Below are 16084 nucleotides of genomic sequence, written 5' to 3'. Positions count from 1 at the left end.
GCCTCCAAAAGCACATTCCCGCCGGGGCGGGAATGCAGGGGTGGGTGCCGATGGGCGGGCAGCGCGTCTAATGACGGCTGCCGCCTGTATCGTGGCCTGGGTGCTGGGTAGCGCCTACTGGGGCGTCTGGGTGGCGAAGGTGAGCTTGCCCAGGCCGGCCATGCGGGCGGCTTCCATGACGTTGACCACAGACTGGTGGCTGGCATTGCCATCGGCGTTGATGACCACCACGGTATCGTCGCTGCTGGCGTACTTGCGCAGATCGGCTGCCAGCTGCTCCACACCGGTAAAGCTGATGGCCTGCTTGTCTATGGCGTAACCACCGTTGCTGGAGACCGATATGACAATCTCGGCCGGCTTGCTGTCGGGCTTGTTGGCCTCTGCAGTCGGCAGGTTGATCTTCATCTCGGTGAACTTGGAGAAGGTGGTGGTCGCCATCAGAAAGATGAGTATCACCAGCATCACGTCCAGCAGGGGGATGAGGTTGATTTCCGGTTCCTCGCGGAGCCGGCCGCGACGGAAGTTCATGGCTTAGCTCCGCTCGCCGTGGACGACTTCGACCAGCTTGATGGCCTGCTGCTCCATCTCGACAACCAGGCTGTCGACGGTGGCGCGGAAATGGCGGTAGAAGACAAGGGCGATGACAGCGACAAAGATGCCGGCGGCGGTGTTGTAGAGGGCAATCTTGATGCCCTGTGCCATTTCACCAATATTGCCGGCGGCGCCCGACTGCGCGCTGAACATCTCGATCATGCCGATTACCGTGCCCAGCAGGCCCAGCAGCGGGGTGGCAGTGGCGATGGTGCCCAGGGTGGTCAGGAAACGGTCGAGATCGTGCGCTACGGCGCGGCCGGTTTCCTCGATGGATTCCTTCATGATCTCGCGCGAGCTCTTGACGTTCTTGAGGCCTGCGGCCAGCACGCGGCCCAGGGGCGAGTTCGATTGCAGGCGCGACAGCATGTCGGAGGTGACGCCGCTTTGTTTGAGCTCCTGAACGGTGACGGCCAGCAGGCCGTCGGGCAGGACTTGCGAGCGGCGCAGGGTGACCAGCCGCTCAATGATGATGGCGAGCGCGATAATGGACGCGAGTATGATCGAATAGATCGGCCAACCGGCAGCCTGGATGATGGCGAGCATGGGGTGATGTGTCCTACCGGAATTGGAAAAAACCGCGTAACTTTAGCCCCCCCTTGCCATCGCAGCAAGCATGCCGAGAGCATGAGACCTGCCGAGCGCCCATTCCAGCCTAGCTATAGACTATGACGATAGCGTCTGTGATTGCCTGAATAAACGGTTGTGCAGGGCTTGACTTATGGCAAACCCGCACGGCTGCAAGGCCTCTCCGGTTGTGCACAAGGGCTGTGGATAAGTTTGTGGGTAAGCTGCGGAAATCCACCTGAAATGCCCATGGCACAAGCGCAATACTAACTTGCTCAAAAAAGTGGCTACGATTTATTTCTGTTTAAAATCAATAATTTAAGTATTTGCTGTAACACTGCTGTCAAAAAGCGCATGTCGGTGTTGGGGCAGCGTCCCTAATGTGGATGAAAACGGATTCAAGAGACCAAATGAGCGACATGCTGTCAAGCCCGACCCCGGTTTGGTCGGTTAGTGAACTCAACCGCGCTGTCAAGGGTTTGCTCGAGCGCGAGCTGCCTTTGATGTGGGTTAGCGGCGAGATTTCCAACCTCACCATCGCCGCCAGCGGGCATTGTTATTTCTCGCTGAAGGACAGCGGCGCCCAGGTGCGCTGCGTGATGTTCCGTAACCGCGCCATGTTGTTGCCGTTCAAACCGCGCGAAGGCCTGAAGGTGGAGGCGCGTGCTGCGGTGACGCTGTATGAGGCAAGGGGCGACTACCAGCTCAATATCGAAGCCATGCGGCCTGCTGGCCTGGGGGCGCTGTACGAGGCCTATGAGAAGCTCAAGCTCAAGCTGGCCGCCGAAGGCTTGTTCGAGCCGGCACGCAAGCGCCCCCTGCCGGCGGCACCCAGGGCGATAGGCATCGTCACCTCTTTGCAGGCAGCCGCCTTGCGCGATGTGCTGACCACCTTGCGGCGGCGGGCGCCACAGCTGCCCGTGGTGCTCTACCCCAGCCCGGTGCAGGGCGAGGGCGCGGCCGACAAGCTGGCGGCCATGATCAGGATGGCCAACGCACGGGACGAGGTGGATGTGCTGATCGTCTGCCGTGGCGGCGGCAGCATAGAAGACCTGTGGTCATTCAATGAAGAAGTGGTGGCCAGGGCCATTGCGGAAAGTGCCTTGCCGGTGGTCAGTGGGGTAGGACACGAGACGGATTTCACCATTGCCGACTTTGTCGCCGACCTGCGGGCACCCACACCGACCGCCGCCGCCGAACTGGTGTCGCCCGACCGCAGCCTGCAGCTGGCGCAGTTGCAGGCCATGCAGACCGGGCTGCTGCGCAGCTACCAACGGATACTGGAAAACCGCATGCAGCGGCTGGACTATTTGGCACGGCGCCTGATACACCCTGGCGAGCGGGTGGTGCGGCAACGCCAGCGGCTGGCGCAAAGCAGCCGCAGCCTGGGTTTGAGCATGGCGCGGCTGATGGAAACGGCACGCTGGCGGCTGGCGCATGGGCAGCAGCGCTATCGCGGCATCAGGCCGGCCCCGGCGCAACTGGGGCAGGTGTTGGCTGGCTTGAAGCTGCGTTTGGCAAGGGCACAGCTGCGTGAGCAGGAACGCCGGCAGTCACGCCTGGGCAATCTGGCGGGGCGCCTGGAGGCATTGAACCCGCAAGCCGTACTGGCACGCGGCTATAGCTTGGTGGAAACCAGTACAGGCAGCCTGGTGCGGGATGCCCAGCAACTACGCCATGGCGAGCGCCTGCGCCTGCGCTTTGCCCAAGGCGAGGCCGCCGCCGTGGTGACCGAGGCACCAGTAGAGCAAGGTAGTTTGTTCTGACGTCAGCAGGCCGCAGCAGCGATTGATTAAAACAGGGCCCCACCCCTGGTGGAGTGAGGCCCTGCTGCGGGCAGCGCCGTTGCCGTGGCGCTTACTTGAGTGCGGTACAGGCCGGCACGACAGCTTGGTTGCTACCGGTATCGAGGAAGCCGTCGCTGATCCAGTGGCCGGTGTCCAGCCTGTTCCACAGCGAGGTGCGGCCCCAGGTGCCGTTCACCCAATCGCCATTGGCATGGCAGACAATCTGTACCCGGTCGCCATTGCGCACGGTGCGCACCACGGTGGACTGCAGATTGGGTGCCGTGCGTACGTTGATCAACAGGTTGGGATCGCTGGTCTTGACCGTTACCGTCTTGCCCGGCTGGGGCGGGACATCGCCCGAGCCGTAGTTGACCAGCGAACCGCCGGGGTTGACCCGCCGGCCATTGCGCAAGGCATAGCCTTGGTAGGCACTGGCACCTTCAAAGAACTGCCAGCCGCCGATGGTCTTGCCGTTCACCGCGACCGGTTGGCCATTCATGCTGATGGAGAAATGCACGTGTGGCCCGGTGGTGGAGCCGCCGCAAGGCAGGCCATTGCCGATCTGACCCAGGTAGGCGCCCTTGCGCACCAGGGTGCCGTCGGCCAGATTGGGCAGGTTGACCATATGGTAATAGCGCGAGGTGTAGCCGTTATCGTGCACCAGCTGCACGATGGCGCTGCTGTTGCGCACGCAGCTCTTGTAGATACGGCCATCACGTGGGGCCAGTACCTGGCCGTTGCCGCCATTGAAGTCGATGGAATCGAAAGGCCGGCTGTTACCACTGTTGCCGTGCGGGCCGCCACCCATATACCAGGCTACGCCTTCGGCCCAGGGCAGGCCCAGGCCGGTTTCGCCAGCCAGCAAGGTGGTGCCGGCCATGGGCTGGGCGGCATCCATCTGCTGCTTGAGCATGACGGTACGCTGGGCGCGGAAGGCATCACGCTCGGGCGCGCTCATCACGCTGGCCGGCACGTTGCCCAGCAGGGTGAAGAACGTGCTGCTACCCTCCATCCCCACCTGCCACTTGCCACCGCTTTGCCGGGCGATAAAGAGGCGCGAGACCGGGATATCGTCACGCCCCGAGAACAGCACCTGGGTGGCCGAACCCAGCACCCAAGCACCGCTGCGTTTGTGGATTTCCACGACGGTGTCGCCCGCAGGCGCCGCATCGGCGGCGATGGACTTGACCTTGTCGGCCAGCGCCGTGGTAGCCGCGCGGCGCAGCGCCTCATCGGGGGCGGGGCCGGCATGGGCCGGCAGGCTGAGATAAAGCCCTGCAAGCAGGGCGGCGAGTGGGGTGAAGGAACGTTTTTGCATCGTTGTGTTGCCTCTTTGGGTACGTGGGTGAGTGCGTAACCGGGCCTGCAGCCATGGTTGGCAGGCGGGGTGGACGCACCGTGTTTCCCGTCGTCGAGATAGCCTGGCTTGGGCGCAGGAATGCAGCGTTCTGCCTGCACGAATGGCCTGGCGGCTTTTTGTTGCCCGCCCACTATGGAGCTGGGGTGGTCAAAAAATCTTGTAAGACAACAACGCCTTAACAGAGATTTTTTACAATTCTCATTAAAAATAGCCGTTTAGCATATGCCAAATGCATGGCAATTTATGCCTTTGACATGCTTGTACGGTTGTGCAGGTGTGGGATTTGCCGCAAAGGCAGGCTGGGTGCGGGGGACGTCGCATCTGCTGCTTTCTAAGAAAGTGAGAACGTCCTCGCTATTAGCGAGGCGTAATCCTTCTGTAGCAGGAAGCTTGAAGGGAGTAGCCAGCAAATCCAGAGCGGGCGGGAGGCGCTAGGTGGCGAAACTGCTCAGACCCTCGCTGAACTCCAGGTATGAGAATTCCGCTTGGTTGAAGCTGTGCATCAGGCTTGGGCTGGCGAAGAGATACTCGTCGCCCAGGATCAGCAAGCGGTTGCCATCCAGGTCAAGGTCGTCGATCTGGTCTACCGAGAAGTAATGGCCGATGATCAAACGCTTATGCGTGTGATGTTCGACGTTTGCGCTTCTATGCCAGATCACGGCAGGTTCGAAACGGAGAAGGGGGACGCTAATTTGCATTAAGAAATCGGCCAACGCATGCTCGGCTAGGACGTAGCCTGGGCCCACCACTAGTGGCGCTATTGGCCCTGTTCGAATCAGCTGAAAGCGCCTATCCGACAGCTCGAACAGGTCAACTGATTCGACCTTACAGTGCATGTAGTAGGGACGAGCCATATTATTGGAAGCCTGTATGAGTTTGGCTGGGACTATCTAAAACCCTACAGTAAACTCACACACATGGAAAAGCTTCATCTGTCATCGACCTACTCATTGCAAGCAGTGGTCTCTGCCGAGGCGATGGTCGCCTTCAACATCGGTCCGGATGGTGTGGTCTATGCCGTGTACGCCTGCAGGCCCCTTGATGGGCGAACGACGGTGTCTGGCTGGGCCAGCTCCGCCAAGACTGTTCCGACTTCTACACAGGTTTACCGAGTCATAGGTGTGCTTGGGGAAGACCGGATACTAGATATTCTTATTGCCAATGAGCGGTTCAACATCCACCTCGTACAGCCGCTTGGGCAGGACATTTTGCTGGCATGCGCGCGCTCTTATTATCGAGGTCCGGACGACTATGAGCTTAACGGACGTCTATACGGGCGAGATGGTGCGTTGAAGCAGGAAATCCTGCTGGGTGACGGCATCGAAGACATGCAGACCACTAAGCATGGCGAGATATGGACGTCGTATTTCGACGAAGGCATTTTCGGCAACTATGGTTGGCACGATCCGATTGGCTCAAGCGGCTTGATCGCATGGGACGCATTGGGCCAAAAGCGTTACGAGTATGGACCGCCAGCGGGGCTAGACAGCATCTGCGACTGCTATGCCTTGAATGTCGGAAGCGATGACGATGTTTGGTGCTATTACTATACCAATTTTCCCCTGGTGCATTTGTATCAGAAGCGGATTGCGTCAGCATGGCATATCCCCGTTCGAGGAAGCCGTGCGTTCGCGATAGCGGGGGGGTATGCCTTGTTCGCGGGTAGCTACGATGCAACCGATACGCTGCATCTGTTGCAGCTCCTGCCTGAGGGCAAGGTCAAGCAAATGGGGCAGTTTGTTCCATATGACGAGGCCGGCAATGCACTCGAACTCTCCCATGTGGTCGGACGAGGAGATTCACTTTGGATGCTCGATACGCAAGGCTTGGGCTATAAGGTCAGGGTGAGTGAACTATTGCAGCTCACTCGCAGGCGTAAATGAGTTTATGCATCATGAAATAACTCACCCGGTATTTCCGTCGGTGAGGGCAGCAAGGGCCGGTTAGTGTTGCCGCTAACCCGTCAGTTGCTCATGCTGATGGTGCAGTCGACCGGCATCTGCATCACGACGGTCTCCTACGTAAGTAGCATCGTTCTCCCGTTCGGCACCACCCCTCAACACTCCCCATCCAGCCACCGCCCCAGATCGTAGGGCGCAATAAGCAAAGCGCATTGCGCCGTATGTTGTTATCGACACGTAGGCTGAGCGTGCCGATACATAACTGCTAGCCATCACCGTATTCGGTATCAAACATCATTTTGAGCCTCAACTCATACGGCGCAATGCGCTTTGCTTATTGCGCCCTACGGGCTAGAGCGCATTGCGGAGCATGCACTCAAATGACGCCCATGATGGAGCGACGGGAAATGCAGCTGCTGGCTCCAGGCCAATAAAAGGCAAACACACAACAGCGCCTGACGGAGAAAAAGCAAACATTTCTCCACCACCACTTGTGGCAAAGCCGAAATAACCCGGGGCGTAAAGCGGAACCTCGTATTCAACGTTGTACTTAGTCAGTTCTTCTTGAGGCCAGAACTCGCAAAGGTACGGATTGGCGTCGAGTTCACAGACAAGTGGCTTACCTGCAGCGTAGTAGGCGAGCAGTTCTTGAGAAGGGATTTCCATTTTTGTATTCTCTGAATCGCGCCGGGGTTCCGAGTAATCTCAAAAGCCACAAGTTGGGGTATTCAAGGGGCGCCCATGTGACTGGCTTCTGGAAGTCTTACGACCTGCCGCTCATGGCCGATAACAGAAGTGCTAGGTATTGGCCGGAGTGACCGCTTGGGCCAAGTAGCCGCCAGCCAAGTGTTTTCCTCTACTTGCTAGCGCAATCAAAATTGGCTCCAAGGATATCCTGCACAGGCATCCGCTTCATAGTGATATCGTCCACTGGCAGCAACTATTCAATGACCCGACCCCAACCCTCAACACTCCCCATCCAGCCACCGCCCCAGCCAAGCCACCGTGACTGCCGCTGCGTCCCAGGTCATGGCGCCCAACTGCTCGGCCACCTGGGGGGGCTGCATTAGCTGGAACTGGCTGACCTCGCCGTCGGTGTTGACCGGGGCGAAGTCGTCGGGCAGGGGTAGGTCGTAGCAGTAGAGCAGTTCGTCGTGCACGCCGTCGGGCTCGCGCCGCTGGCTGCGCAGTATGCCTACCGGGCGGGCGAAGCCGGCCAACCTAGCCGGTACGCCGGCTTCTTCGGCCAGTTCGCGTTGCAGTGTGTCTTCTGGCGATTCGCCGCTGGCGATGCCGCCGGCGGTGAGGTTGTCGAGCTTGCCGGGGTCGACGCTTTTGTGGGTGGCGCGGGTGCCCAGCCACAGGCCGCCGTCCTCGATATAGCCGTTGACGTGGATGGCCCGGCTGCACAGGCCCAAGGTGCGGAAGGCGCTGCGCTCCAGGCTGAAGCGCACGCGGCCCCAGTCGTCCATCCAGTCGTAGCGCTCATCGCGCCAGCCTTTGATCCAGCCTTCGTCGCGCAATTGTTCGGCCAGCTCCTGCAGGGCGCGGCTGCGCATCAGCGGGCCGCCCAGCCTGGGGTCCAGCGCCAGGCCTCGGCCTTCGGGCAGGAACAGCTCGCTCTGCAGCAGGCGGTCGGCCAGGGCGGGGCTGACCCAGCCGGCAGCCAGGCCTTCTACTGCCCATGGCAGCAGCCCGCTGGTGTCGAACCGGGGCTGGGTCTGGCGCCAGTAGGCGATGCGGTCCAGCATCTCGTCGGCACTCATGGGGTGGGCTCCATCGGGCTGCGGTGGCGTAAGGGTGAAACGACATAGCGCTTGAGTATGCGCTGCGGTTCTCCCTCGCTGTTCAGGGCGGCGGTGGCACGGCTGAGCTGCTGCAAGGTGGCGGCGGGCAGCTTGGGGTTGGCGTAGAGGAATACGTCGGTGGTCAGGAAAACAAAGGGCGGTGCCAGCAAAGGCTGCACGGCGGGTTCGGCATTCAGTGCGGGGCTCAGGCCGCCCAGCTCGCCGCACAGGCCATCCAGCCGGCCGGCCACCAGCATGCGCATGCCCTGGCGGTAGTCGCTGACTTCATACAGCCGGTGGCCTTTGCGTTGCAGCAGTGGGCAGGTACCGTTGAGGCGGCCTATCAGGTAGGGTTTGAATTCCTCCAGCTGGCGTGGCTTGAGCGGCAATTGCGCACGATAGAGGATGACGCCTTCGAGTTGTGAAATGGTGCCCAGCTTGATCAGCCCCATCTGTTCGTCGAGCTTGAGGCTGCTGATGGCCAGGTCGATCTGCCGCCGCTGCAGCATGGCATAGAGCCTGGCGGTGGGGTAGAGGGTGTTCTGGTAGGGCAGGCCGGCGCGTTCGGCCACCCGGTTGGTCAGCTGGTAGAAGGCGCCATCGGCCTGCTTGTCGGCGCCCAGATAGCCATAGGGTGTGACATCCAGCGTGCCTAGCCGCAGGCTGGCCGCCTGGGCACGAGCGGCTATCGTAAACAGCAGGCTGATGAGTAGCAGTCTGAAGAGCATGCGGTATGGCAGGGCCTGTTTATGGGCGATGCCGCCTGAGGGGCCGCCCTGGCCACTCGGCTTGGGCTCGGCGTTGGCAGGCGATGTTTGCTTTATAACGCAGTTGGGCCCTGTCCGTGCATAAGAGCTGCTAACAAAACCCTTCTGGCGTTGTTGTGCGAGCTTGCCGTACCCACGTACTGTCTGCGCACGCACGCCTAGCCAGAACCGCTACGCTGGGTTTTGTTAGCCGCTCTAAGAAACGGCTGATTTGCACGCCCGCCACATTCCGCCGCGAGGGTGGCGGCGATGCCTGGCTAGGTCTTCAGCAGCTCTTCACGCCCTGCCAGCCAGCGCGCCAGGTGGGCTTCGGCCACGGCGGGGGCGCGCTCCAGCAGCTGGCTGGCGACATCGCGGGCCTGCTCCAGCAGGTCGGTGTCGCGTTCCAGGTCGGCAAAGCGCAGCATGGGTACGCCGGATTGGCGGCTGCCCAGGAACTCGCCAGGCCCGCGTATGCGCAGGTCTTCGCGGGCGATGACAAAGCCGTCGGTGGTCTCGAAGATGACCTTGAGCCGTTGCTTGGCGACCTCGCCCAAGGGGCCGCTGTAGAGCAGCACGCAGCTGGATTCCAGCGCGCCCCGACCTACCCGTCCACGCAGCTGGTGCAACTGGGCCAGGCCCATGCGCTCGGCGTGTTCTATCACCATGAGTGTGGCATTGGGCACGTCCACGCCGACTTCGATGACCGTGGTGGCGACCAGCACCTGCAGCTCGTTGCGGGCGAAGGCCGCCATGACTTCGGCCTTCTCTGCCGCCTTGAGCCGGCCGTGCACCAGGCCGACCTGGTACTCGGGCAGGGCTTCGGCCAGGGCGATATGGGTGTCGATGGCGGTCTGCAGTTCCAGTGCTTCGGATTCCTCGATCAGGGGGCAGACCCAATAGGCCTGGCGGCCTTCGTGGGCTACCTTGCGGACGAACTCGATCATCTCTTCGCGGCGGGCATCGCTGACCAGCCGGGTCTTGATCGGGGTGCGGCCCGGTGGCAGTTCGTCGACCACGCTGACATCGAGGTCGGCATAGAAGCTCATGGCCAGGGTGCGGGGGATGGGGGTGGCCGACATCATCAGCTGATGGGGCGAGCCGCCCTTGCCGCGCAGGGCCAGCCGCTGGTGGACGCCAAAGCGGTGCTGCTCGTCGACGATGGCCAGGCCCAGTTGGGCGAAGGCGACCGACTCCTGGAACAGCGCATGGGTGCCGATGGCCAGCCGGGCCGCGCCGCTTTCGACTTGGGCAATGGCGGCGGCCTTGGCGCGCGGCTTGAGGGAGCCAGCCAGCCAGGCTACCTCTATGCCCAGCGGTGCCAGCCAGGCCGACAGCTTCTTGTAGTGCTGCTCGGCCAGGATCTCGGTGGGTGCCATCAGGGCGACCTGGTAGCCGGCTTCGATGGCGTCGAGCGCGGCCAGGGCTGCGACGATGGTCTTGCCGGCGCCGACATCGCCTTGCAGCAGGCGCTGCATGGGGTGGGGCGAGGCCAGGTCGTGGCGTATCTCGGCCAGCACTCTTTGCTGCGCGCCGGTCAGGCCAAAGGGCAGGGTGGCGATTAATTGCTGGGCGAGCGTGCCGGCGGCGCTGAGGATGGGTGCGGTCTGCTCGCGGCGGCGGCGGTAGGCCAACCGCATCGACAGTTGCTGGGCCAGCAGTTCGTCGAACTTGAGCCGCAGCCAGGCGGCGTGGGTGCGTTCTGACAATGCCCGCTGGGCGATATCCGGCGTGGGGTGGTGCAGCAGCTGCACGGCGGCGGCGAAGGGCATCAGCCCCAGGTCGTCCAGCAGCTTGGGGGGCAGGGTATCGCTCAGCTCGCACTGCTTCAGCGCCTGCGCGATCAGCTTGCGCAGGGCTGGCTGGGCCAGGCCGTTGACCGTGGGGTAGACGGGGGTCAGCGATTCGGCCAGGCCGGTCTGCTCACCCACGCTGCGTATCTTGGGGTGGACCATCTCCTCGCCAAAGAAACCGCGGCGTATCTCGCCCAGCAGCCGGACGCGCCGGCCCAGGGCCAGTTGCTGCTGCTGGTTGGGATAGAAATTGAGCAGCCGGACATACAGCTCGCCGGTGGCATCGGCCACCCTGGCCACCAGTTGGCGGCGTGGCCGGTAGGTCACTTCGGCATGCACCACCGTGCCTTCCACCAGGGCCGGTGCGCCGACCGGGGCATCGACGATGGGGTAGAGGTGGGTTTCATCCTCGTAGCGCAAGGGCAGGTGCAGTACCAGATCAAACGCCCGCTTGATGCCCAGTTTGGCCAGGCGGGCGGCGGCCGCCTTGGGCAGGGTGGAAATATCCAGGCTCATGCAGGCAGTATGCTGATGACCAGGGCGCCGGCAGCATCGCAGCACCACAGTATGTTGAGATCGTACAGGGCCATGCCGTAGCGCCGTGTGGGGTCGTCGGCATAGCCGGGGCGGGGGTCCTGCGCCAGTACTTCGGCGATCAGGCTGCGCAGGCGGGGATGCCGTGCCTGCAGGGCCAGCAGCTGGGCGTCCGCTTCGGCTGAAAAACGCACCGGCAGCGGTTGGCCGCCATCATCGGCATAGCCGTTGGAGGCATACGGCAGAGCATCGGCGTAAGCCAGGTAGGGCTTGATATCGAGTATGGGTGTGCCGTCGAGCAGGTCGGCACCGGCCAGGTGCAGGCGCACGCCGTTGTCGGTCTCTATGCGTTCCAGTCTGGCCACGGACAGGCCTATGGGGTTGGGCCTGAAGGTGGAGCGGGTGGCGAACACCCCTACGCGCTGGTTGCCGCCCAGCTTGGGGGGGCGCACGGTAGGGCGCCAGCCCTGGCCGGCTGTGGCGTGGAAGACAAACACCAGCCAGACATGGCTGAACTGCGCCAGCTCCCGCACGGCGTCGGGGGTGTCGTAAGGGGGCAGCAGGTGCAGGATGGCCTCGGCTGACGGCGTCAGGCCGGGCTGGCGGGGGATGGCGAATTTTTCCTTGTAGCAGCTTTCTATCCGGCCTATGGCCTGCATGTTCCAGTGGCTCATGGCTGTGCCTCCAGCAATGCTGCCAGGGCTTGGTGCTGGCCGGCATCGAGCTGTGCCAGCTGCAGTGCCAGCTGCCCCAGGCTGCGATAGGCCTGCGCCACGGCGGGGTCGAGCGCCTGGGTGGCGGCCAGTTGGCGGGCCACGGTGTGGTTGTCGCCCCGCGCAATGGGTCCGGTGAGGGCGGCTTGGGTGCCGAGCCGGTCCAGATTGGCCAGGGTGCCCTGTACCAGTGGGCGCAGGGCGGGCCAGGCCTGTTCGCGGGGCACGCCGGCGGCGGCCATGCAGCGCAAGGCGGCTTCCATCAGGGCGACCAGATCGTTGCAGGCCAGCACGGCACCTGCGTGGTATAGCGTCTTGTGCTGGGCGGCAATGTTAAAGCGGTGGGCGCCGAGTACATCGAACAGCGGTGCCAGCCGTGCCAGGGCGATGGCGTCGCCTTCGCAGCCGCACCAGGTGCCGGCGAAATCCTGTATGGCTTGCGCGGGCTGGGCAAACGATTTGAGCGGGTGCACGCTGGCAACCCATACGCCAGCCGAACGCAGGGGGGCCAGTACCTCGCTGCCCACGGCGCCGCTGGCATGCAGTACCACGCTGTCGGCCGCCAGTATGCCGGCCTGTAGTAGCTGCACGACCAGGTCGGGCAGGGCATCGTCGGGCGTGGCCAGCAGGGTAAAGGCCGCTGCCGGCAGGTCGGACAGGGCCATGGCCTGGCCGGCGCCGATAAACGCAATGGCTTCGTCCACCATGGCCGGGCGACGGCCTGCCACGCCCTGCAGGGTGAGGACGCCAGCATCGTGCCATAGCCGTGTCAGGCTACGTCCCAGGCGGCCGGGGCCGATCAGATTGAGGGTTGCAGGCGCCATGTGGCTCGTTCTGTGATTGGGGGCGGATAGGGCGCCAAGCCAGCACGGTGGCGGGCTGCAGGGCGCTCCCAGAGGCCTCGCTTTCGTCGCGATACGGCGTTGCTCGTGAACAATTTCTCCTTACCTATCAACCATAGGTTGCGTCGAAATTGCTCACTCACGCCTTGTCTCGCTTAGAAATCGAGGTCTCTGGAAGTCCCTTGCAGGCGGATACGGTGGGATTATCGCATGCCTGTGCCGCTTGGCTGCGCTCTGCGGCATTGCCTATTCTGTAGACAGATGTGCATTATTTGTTTACGAAAGGCGTCGCCGTAACACCTTGTGAACGCGTATAATTCCATCGTCATCATTGGCTGCGCAATCTGGAGTACCCCTCATGAAGCTTACCGCCCTCGTCACACTTGGCCTGCTGTTGGCACTGCCGGTCGCGCATGCTGCCAAGGTTTACCAGTGGAAGGACGCAAACGGCAACGTGGTGTTCTCAGACCAGCCGCCACCCGGCCAGAAGACCGAGCAGCGCGAGATCAAGAGTAATGTGATACAGACCAGCGGCGGCAACTTTGCCACCCGCGAGGCCATACGCAAGAATCCGGTCACGCTGTGGAGCAATAGCTGTGGCGATACCTGTGATTCGGCCCGTGCGCTGCTGACCAAGCGCGGCGTGCCTTACTCCATGCGCAACCCGCAAGCCAGCAATGGCGAGATGGAAGAGCTGAAGCGCATTGCCGGCGACACCGTGGTGCCGGTATTGCAGGTGGGCGGCAGCACGCTCAAGGGTTTTGAGGAAAACAGCTGGAGCAATGCGCTGGATGCGGCAGGCTATGGCAAGACGGCCGACCCTACGCTCAAGGACCAGGCAGCCAAGAAGCCTTGAGTGGCGAATACTGCTAACATCGAAACGGCGGCTCAGACCGCCGTTTTTTATTGCCGGATGAAAGCCATGCAAATCGCCACCTGGAATGTGAACTCCCTCAAAGTACGCCTGCCGCAGGTGCTGGAATGGCTGGCCGGCCGGCCCGAGCTGACGGTACTGGCACTGCAGGAAACCAAGCTGGAAGACCATGCGTTTCCCAAGGCCGAGATAGAAGCCGCCGGTTTTCATGTGGCCTATGTGGGGCAGAAGACCTACAACGGCGTGGCGTTGATTTCACGCGCGCCCCTGCTGGACGTGCAGTACAACCTGCCCAATTACGAAGACCCGCAAAAGCGGGTGATTGCCGCCACCGTGGATGGCGTGCGCGTCATCGGCGCCTATGTGGTCAATGGCCAGGCGCTGGATTCAGAGAAGTATCCCTACAAGCTGGCCTGGCTGGATGCCCTGATCGCCTGGGTGGGCGAGCAATTGCAGCAGCATGGCAAGCTGGCCCTGGTGGGCGATTTCAATATCGCCCCGGAAGACCGCGATGTGCATGATCCGGCCAAGTGGGCTGGCGACGTGCTGGTCAGCCCGCCGGAGCGCGAGCGCTTCCAGCAGTTGCTGGACCTGGGGCTGGTGGACAGTTTCAGACTGTTTGAGCAGGCCGAGAAATCGTTTACCTGGTGGGACTACCGCATGATGGGCTTCCGCCGTAATGCCGGCCTGCGCATAGATCATGTGTTGCTGTCGCGGCCACTGGCCGAGCGCTGCACGGCTTGCGAGGTGGATAAGGAGCCTCGCCGGGTGGAGCGACCCAGCGACCATGCGCCGGTGATTGCGACGCTGGCGGAGTGAGCCTGGGTGCTGCCAGCGCGCTACCAGCAGCAGGGCTACGCCATCAGCGACCCCCTGTTGACGGAGCAGGAGTGTGATGCACTGGCAGCACAGTTGTCTGCCCAGCATGGCTTGGCCGACGATCAGGCAGGTAATCGCCAGTTGCTGCAGTACGCCTGGTGCCGCGCTCTGGCGCAACGCCTGCAGCAGCATCCGGCACTGGCCTGCTTGCTGCCGCCGGGCCTGGTGGCCGTGCAATGCACCTTGTTCGAGAAGTCACTTGATCGCAACTGGCTGGTGGCACTCCATCAGGACTTGAGCATACCGCTGGGCGCCAGGGTGGATGCGCCTGAGTTGACGAGTTGGTCATTCAAACAGGGCGGCTGGTATGTGCAGCCGCCTTTGTCAGTGTTGCAGGGGCTGCTTGCCGTACGCCTGCATATAGATGCTTGCGGCCCCCATGACGGTGCCTTGCGGGTGATACCAGGGACGCATCGCCTGGGCATACTGGATCCTGCCGCCCGCCTGAGCTGCCAGGCGGTACAGGCCGCCGTGCTGTGTCCCGTCGCACGTGGTGCAGCGATGGTCATGCAACCTCTGCTGCTGCACGCCTCTTCCAAAGCCACTGGCAACAGCCGGCGGCGTGTGCTGCATTTCCTGTTTGGGCCGGTGCAATTACCGCTGGGCATGGCGTGGCCTGATTTCCCAATTGATTGAATCTGCCGCAGCCTGCACCGGCAAAAAAACCGGCCCTAAGGCCGGTTGTCAGTATCGACGGGCTAGGCATCCCGACGAGGAGTGGGGTTGGCGCCCTTCAGGCCGGATGCCGGCTGCGGGGGCGGAGACGCCGCACCAGGCTGCGCCAGTCGGGCTCGAACAGGGCGATCAGGATGCCGGCGGTCAGTAGTAGGGCGCCTATCCAGTAATAGCCACCCAGCAGTTCGCCAAACATCAGCCAGCCCAGCAGTGGTCCGACGATCAGGCCGCTGAAGCAGCCGGTCTCGGCCAGTGAAGCATCGGCGGCGCGGTAGCCGAGTACAAAACACTGCATGCAGGCGATGCTGATGCCACCCAGTAGCAGCAGGCCCAGCCATTGGGTGGCGAGCAGGGACGGGACGGCAAAGCCGGCGAACAGGCCGAAGGCCAGCAATTGGCCCAGATAGGTCCACCAGATGATGGCCAGGGTGGACTCGCTATTGGCCCCGCGCTTGAGCAGCACGCCCAGTGCGGCATCGGCCAAGGCGCCAGTCAATGCGGCCAGCAGGGCCCAATTCACGGCGCTGATTTCCGGTTGTGCCACAACCCATACACCCGCAAAACCGACTGCCACCCCCAGCCAGCGCATGGGGCGTACGGCTTCGTTGAGGAAGATCAGGCCCAGTGGTATCAGCCATATGGAGGTGGTCAGGGCGTAGACCGTGACCTCGCCCAGGCTGAGGTGGGCCAGGGCGTAGAGGGCACAGGCGGCCGAGAGGCTGGTGAAGACCATGCGGCCCAGATGCAGCCCGGGTTTGCGGGTGCGGATGGCGGCGGCGCGCTGGCGCAGTGCGAAAGGGGCGATCAGCAGCAGGATGCACAGGGCGCGCAGAAACATGACCGTGGCCATGGGCAACTCGCCGCCCAGATGCTTGAACAGGGCATTGATGAAGGTGAACAGCGTCATGCCCAGCACGATCCACAGCACGCCACGGGTATTGCCTGAAAGGGCTGAGAGGTTTGCATGCATGGCATGACTCCTTGGGCGGGTTGAGTGGCGTGGAATGGCGCCGAGAGCAAGCAATTTATGGCCTG

Annotated in this window: 16 protein-coding genes; 5 read left to right on the top strand and 11 right to left on the bottom strand. The window is 62.6% G+C overall.

The window, feature by feature from the left end; all coding sequences use genetic code 11:
* Positions 1-114 precede the first annotated feature (114 nt).
* Positions 115-528 (bottom strand): ExbD/TolR family protein, encoded by a 414-nt coding sequence (locus tag QWZ03_RS13725; protein ID WP_284194855.1) that lies wholly within the window; start codon positions 526-528, stop codon positions 115-117.
* A 3-nt stretch (positions 529-531) separates the two neighbouring features.
* Positions 532-1137 carry a MotA/TolQ/ExbB proton channel family protein gene (locus QWZ03_RS13720; RefSeq protein ID WP_284194854.1) on the bottom strand — a complete coding sequence of 202 codons (606 nt, stop codon included), beginning with the start codon at positions 1135-1137 and terminating at the stop codon, positions 532-534.
* 431 nt (positions 1138-1568) lie between these two features.
* Between QWZ03_RS13720 and xseA the strand changes: the two genes are divergently transcribed.
* Complete coding sequence (gene xseA, locus QWZ03_RS13715; protein WP_290333237.1) at positions 1569-2924, top strand: exodeoxyribonuclease VII large subunit; 1356 nt, start codon at positions 1569-1571, stop codon at positions 2922-2924.
* Between the two features lie 91 nt (positions 2925-3015).
* Here xseA and QWZ03_RS13710 read toward each other — a convergent pair whose 3' ends face one another.
* Both QWZ03_RS13710 and QWZ03_RS13705 read right to left on the bottom strand, forming a co-directional pair.
* The gene (locus QWZ03_RS13710) at positions 3016-4263 is read right to left on the bottom strand and encodes a peptidoglycan DD-metalloendopeptidase family protein (RefSeq protein ID WP_290333236.1); all 1248 of its coding nucleotides are present in this window, start codon (positions 4261-4263) and stop codon (positions 3016-3018) included.
* Positions 4264-4736: 473 nt separating this feature from the next.
* A complete protein-coding gene (locus QWZ03_RS13705) occupies positions 4737-4916 on the bottom strand; it encodes a hypothetical protein (protein WP_290333235.1) in 180 nt (59 codons plus the stop codon).
* A 306-nt stretch (positions 4917-5222) separates the two neighbouring features.
* Here QWZ03_RS13705 and QWZ03_RS13700 point away from each other — a divergent pair, with 306 nt between their 5' ends.
* Entirely contained in the window at positions 5223-6188 is a 966-nt protein-coding gene (locus QWZ03_RS13700) for a YxiH-YxzG fusion protein (RefSeq protein WP_290333234.1), read from the top strand.
* A gap of 369 nt (positions 6189-6557) precedes the next feature.
* Here QWZ03_RS13700 and QWZ03_RS13695 read toward each other — a convergent pair whose 3' ends face one another.
* The 6 genes from QWZ03_RS13695 to QWZ03_RS13670 all read right to left on the bottom strand — a co-directional run bounded on the left by QWZ03_RS13695 (position 6558) and on the right by QWZ03_RS13670 (position 12603).
* Positions 6558-6872: an SMI1/KNR4 family protein gene (locus QWZ03_RS13695; protein WP_290333233.1), complete on the bottom strand. Its 315-nt coding sequence runs from the start codon at positions 6870-6872 to the stop codon at positions 6558-6560.
* A gap of 299 nt (positions 6873-7171) precedes the next feature.
* Entirely contained in the window at positions 7172-7972 is an 801-nt protein-coding gene (locus QWZ03_RS13690; protein WP_290333232.1) for an NUDIX hydrolase, read from the bottom strand.
* A complete protein-coding gene (locus tag QWZ03_RS13685) occupies positions 7969-8721 on the bottom strand; it encodes a substrate-binding periplasmic protein (RefSeq protein WP_290333231.1) in 753 nt (250 codons plus the stop codon). The genes QWZ03_RS13690 and QWZ03_RS13685 overlap by 4 nt, the downstream gene beginning before the upstream one ends.
* A gap of 296 nt (positions 8722-9017) precedes the next feature.
* Positions 9018-11048, bottom strand: a complete 2031-nt coding sequence (recG, locus tag QWZ03_RS13680) for an ATP-dependent DNA helicase RecG (protein WP_290333230.1) — start codon at positions 11046-11048, stop codon at positions 9018-9020.
* Complete coding sequence (gene tsaA, locus QWZ03_RS13675; protein WP_290333229.1) at positions 11045-11740, bottom strand: tRNA (N6-threonylcarbamoyladenosine(37)-N6)-methyltransferase TrmO; 696 nt, start codon at positions 11738-11740, stop codon at positions 11045-11047. The genes recG and tsaA overlap by 4 nt, the downstream gene beginning before the upstream one ends.
* Positions 11737-12603, bottom strand: a complete 867-nt coding sequence (locus tag QWZ03_RS13670; RefSeq protein WP_290333228.1) for a Rossmann-like and DUF2520 domain-containing protein — start codon at positions 12601-12603, stop codon at positions 11737-11739. The genes tsaA and QWZ03_RS13670 overlap by 4 nt, the downstream gene beginning before the upstream one ends.
* Before the next feature lie 376 nt (positions 12604-12979).
* On the opposite strand from QWZ03_RS13670, the gene QWZ03_RS13665 reads away from it, so the two are divergent.
* The 3 genes from QWZ03_RS13665 (at position 12980) to QWZ03_RS13655 (ending at position 15010) form a co-directional block, all read left to right on the top strand.
* Entirely contained in the window at positions 12980-13477 is a 498-nt protein-coding gene (locus QWZ03_RS13665) for a glutaredoxin family protein (protein ID WP_284194845.1), read from the top strand.
* 66 nt (positions 13478-13543) lie between these two features.
* On the top strand, positions 13544-14314 hold the full coding sequence (xth, locus tag QWZ03_RS13660) for an exodeoxyribonuclease III (RefSeq protein WP_290333227.1): 771 nt from the start codon (positions 13544-13546) through the stop codon (positions 14312-14314).
* A 6-nt stretch (positions 14315-14320) separates the two neighbouring features.
* The gene (locus QWZ03_RS13655; protein ID WP_290333226.1) at positions 14321-15010 is read left to right on the top strand and encodes a phytanoyl-CoA dioxygenase family protein; all 690 of its coding nucleotides are present in this window, start codon (positions 14321-14323) and stop codon (positions 15008-15010) included.
* A gap of 97 nt (positions 15011-15107) precedes the next feature.
* Here QWZ03_RS13655 and QWZ03_RS13650 read toward each other — a convergent pair whose 3' ends face one another.
* Entirely contained in the window at positions 15108-16019 is a 912-nt protein-coding gene (locus tag QWZ03_RS13650) for a DMT family transporter (RefSeq protein ID WP_290333225.1), read from the bottom strand.
* Positions 16020-16084 lie beyond the last annotated feature (65 nt).

Origin of the sequence: Chitinimonas viridis (genome assembly GCF_030409555.1) — a bacterium.
GTDB classification, from domain to species: Bacteria; Pseudomonadota; Gammaproteobacteria; order Burkholderiales; family Chitinimonadaceae; genus Chitinimonas; species Chitinimonas viridis.
The sequence above is the reverse complement of the archived record's forward strand: the minus strand, read 5'-3'. Positions and strand labels throughout refer to the sequence as shown.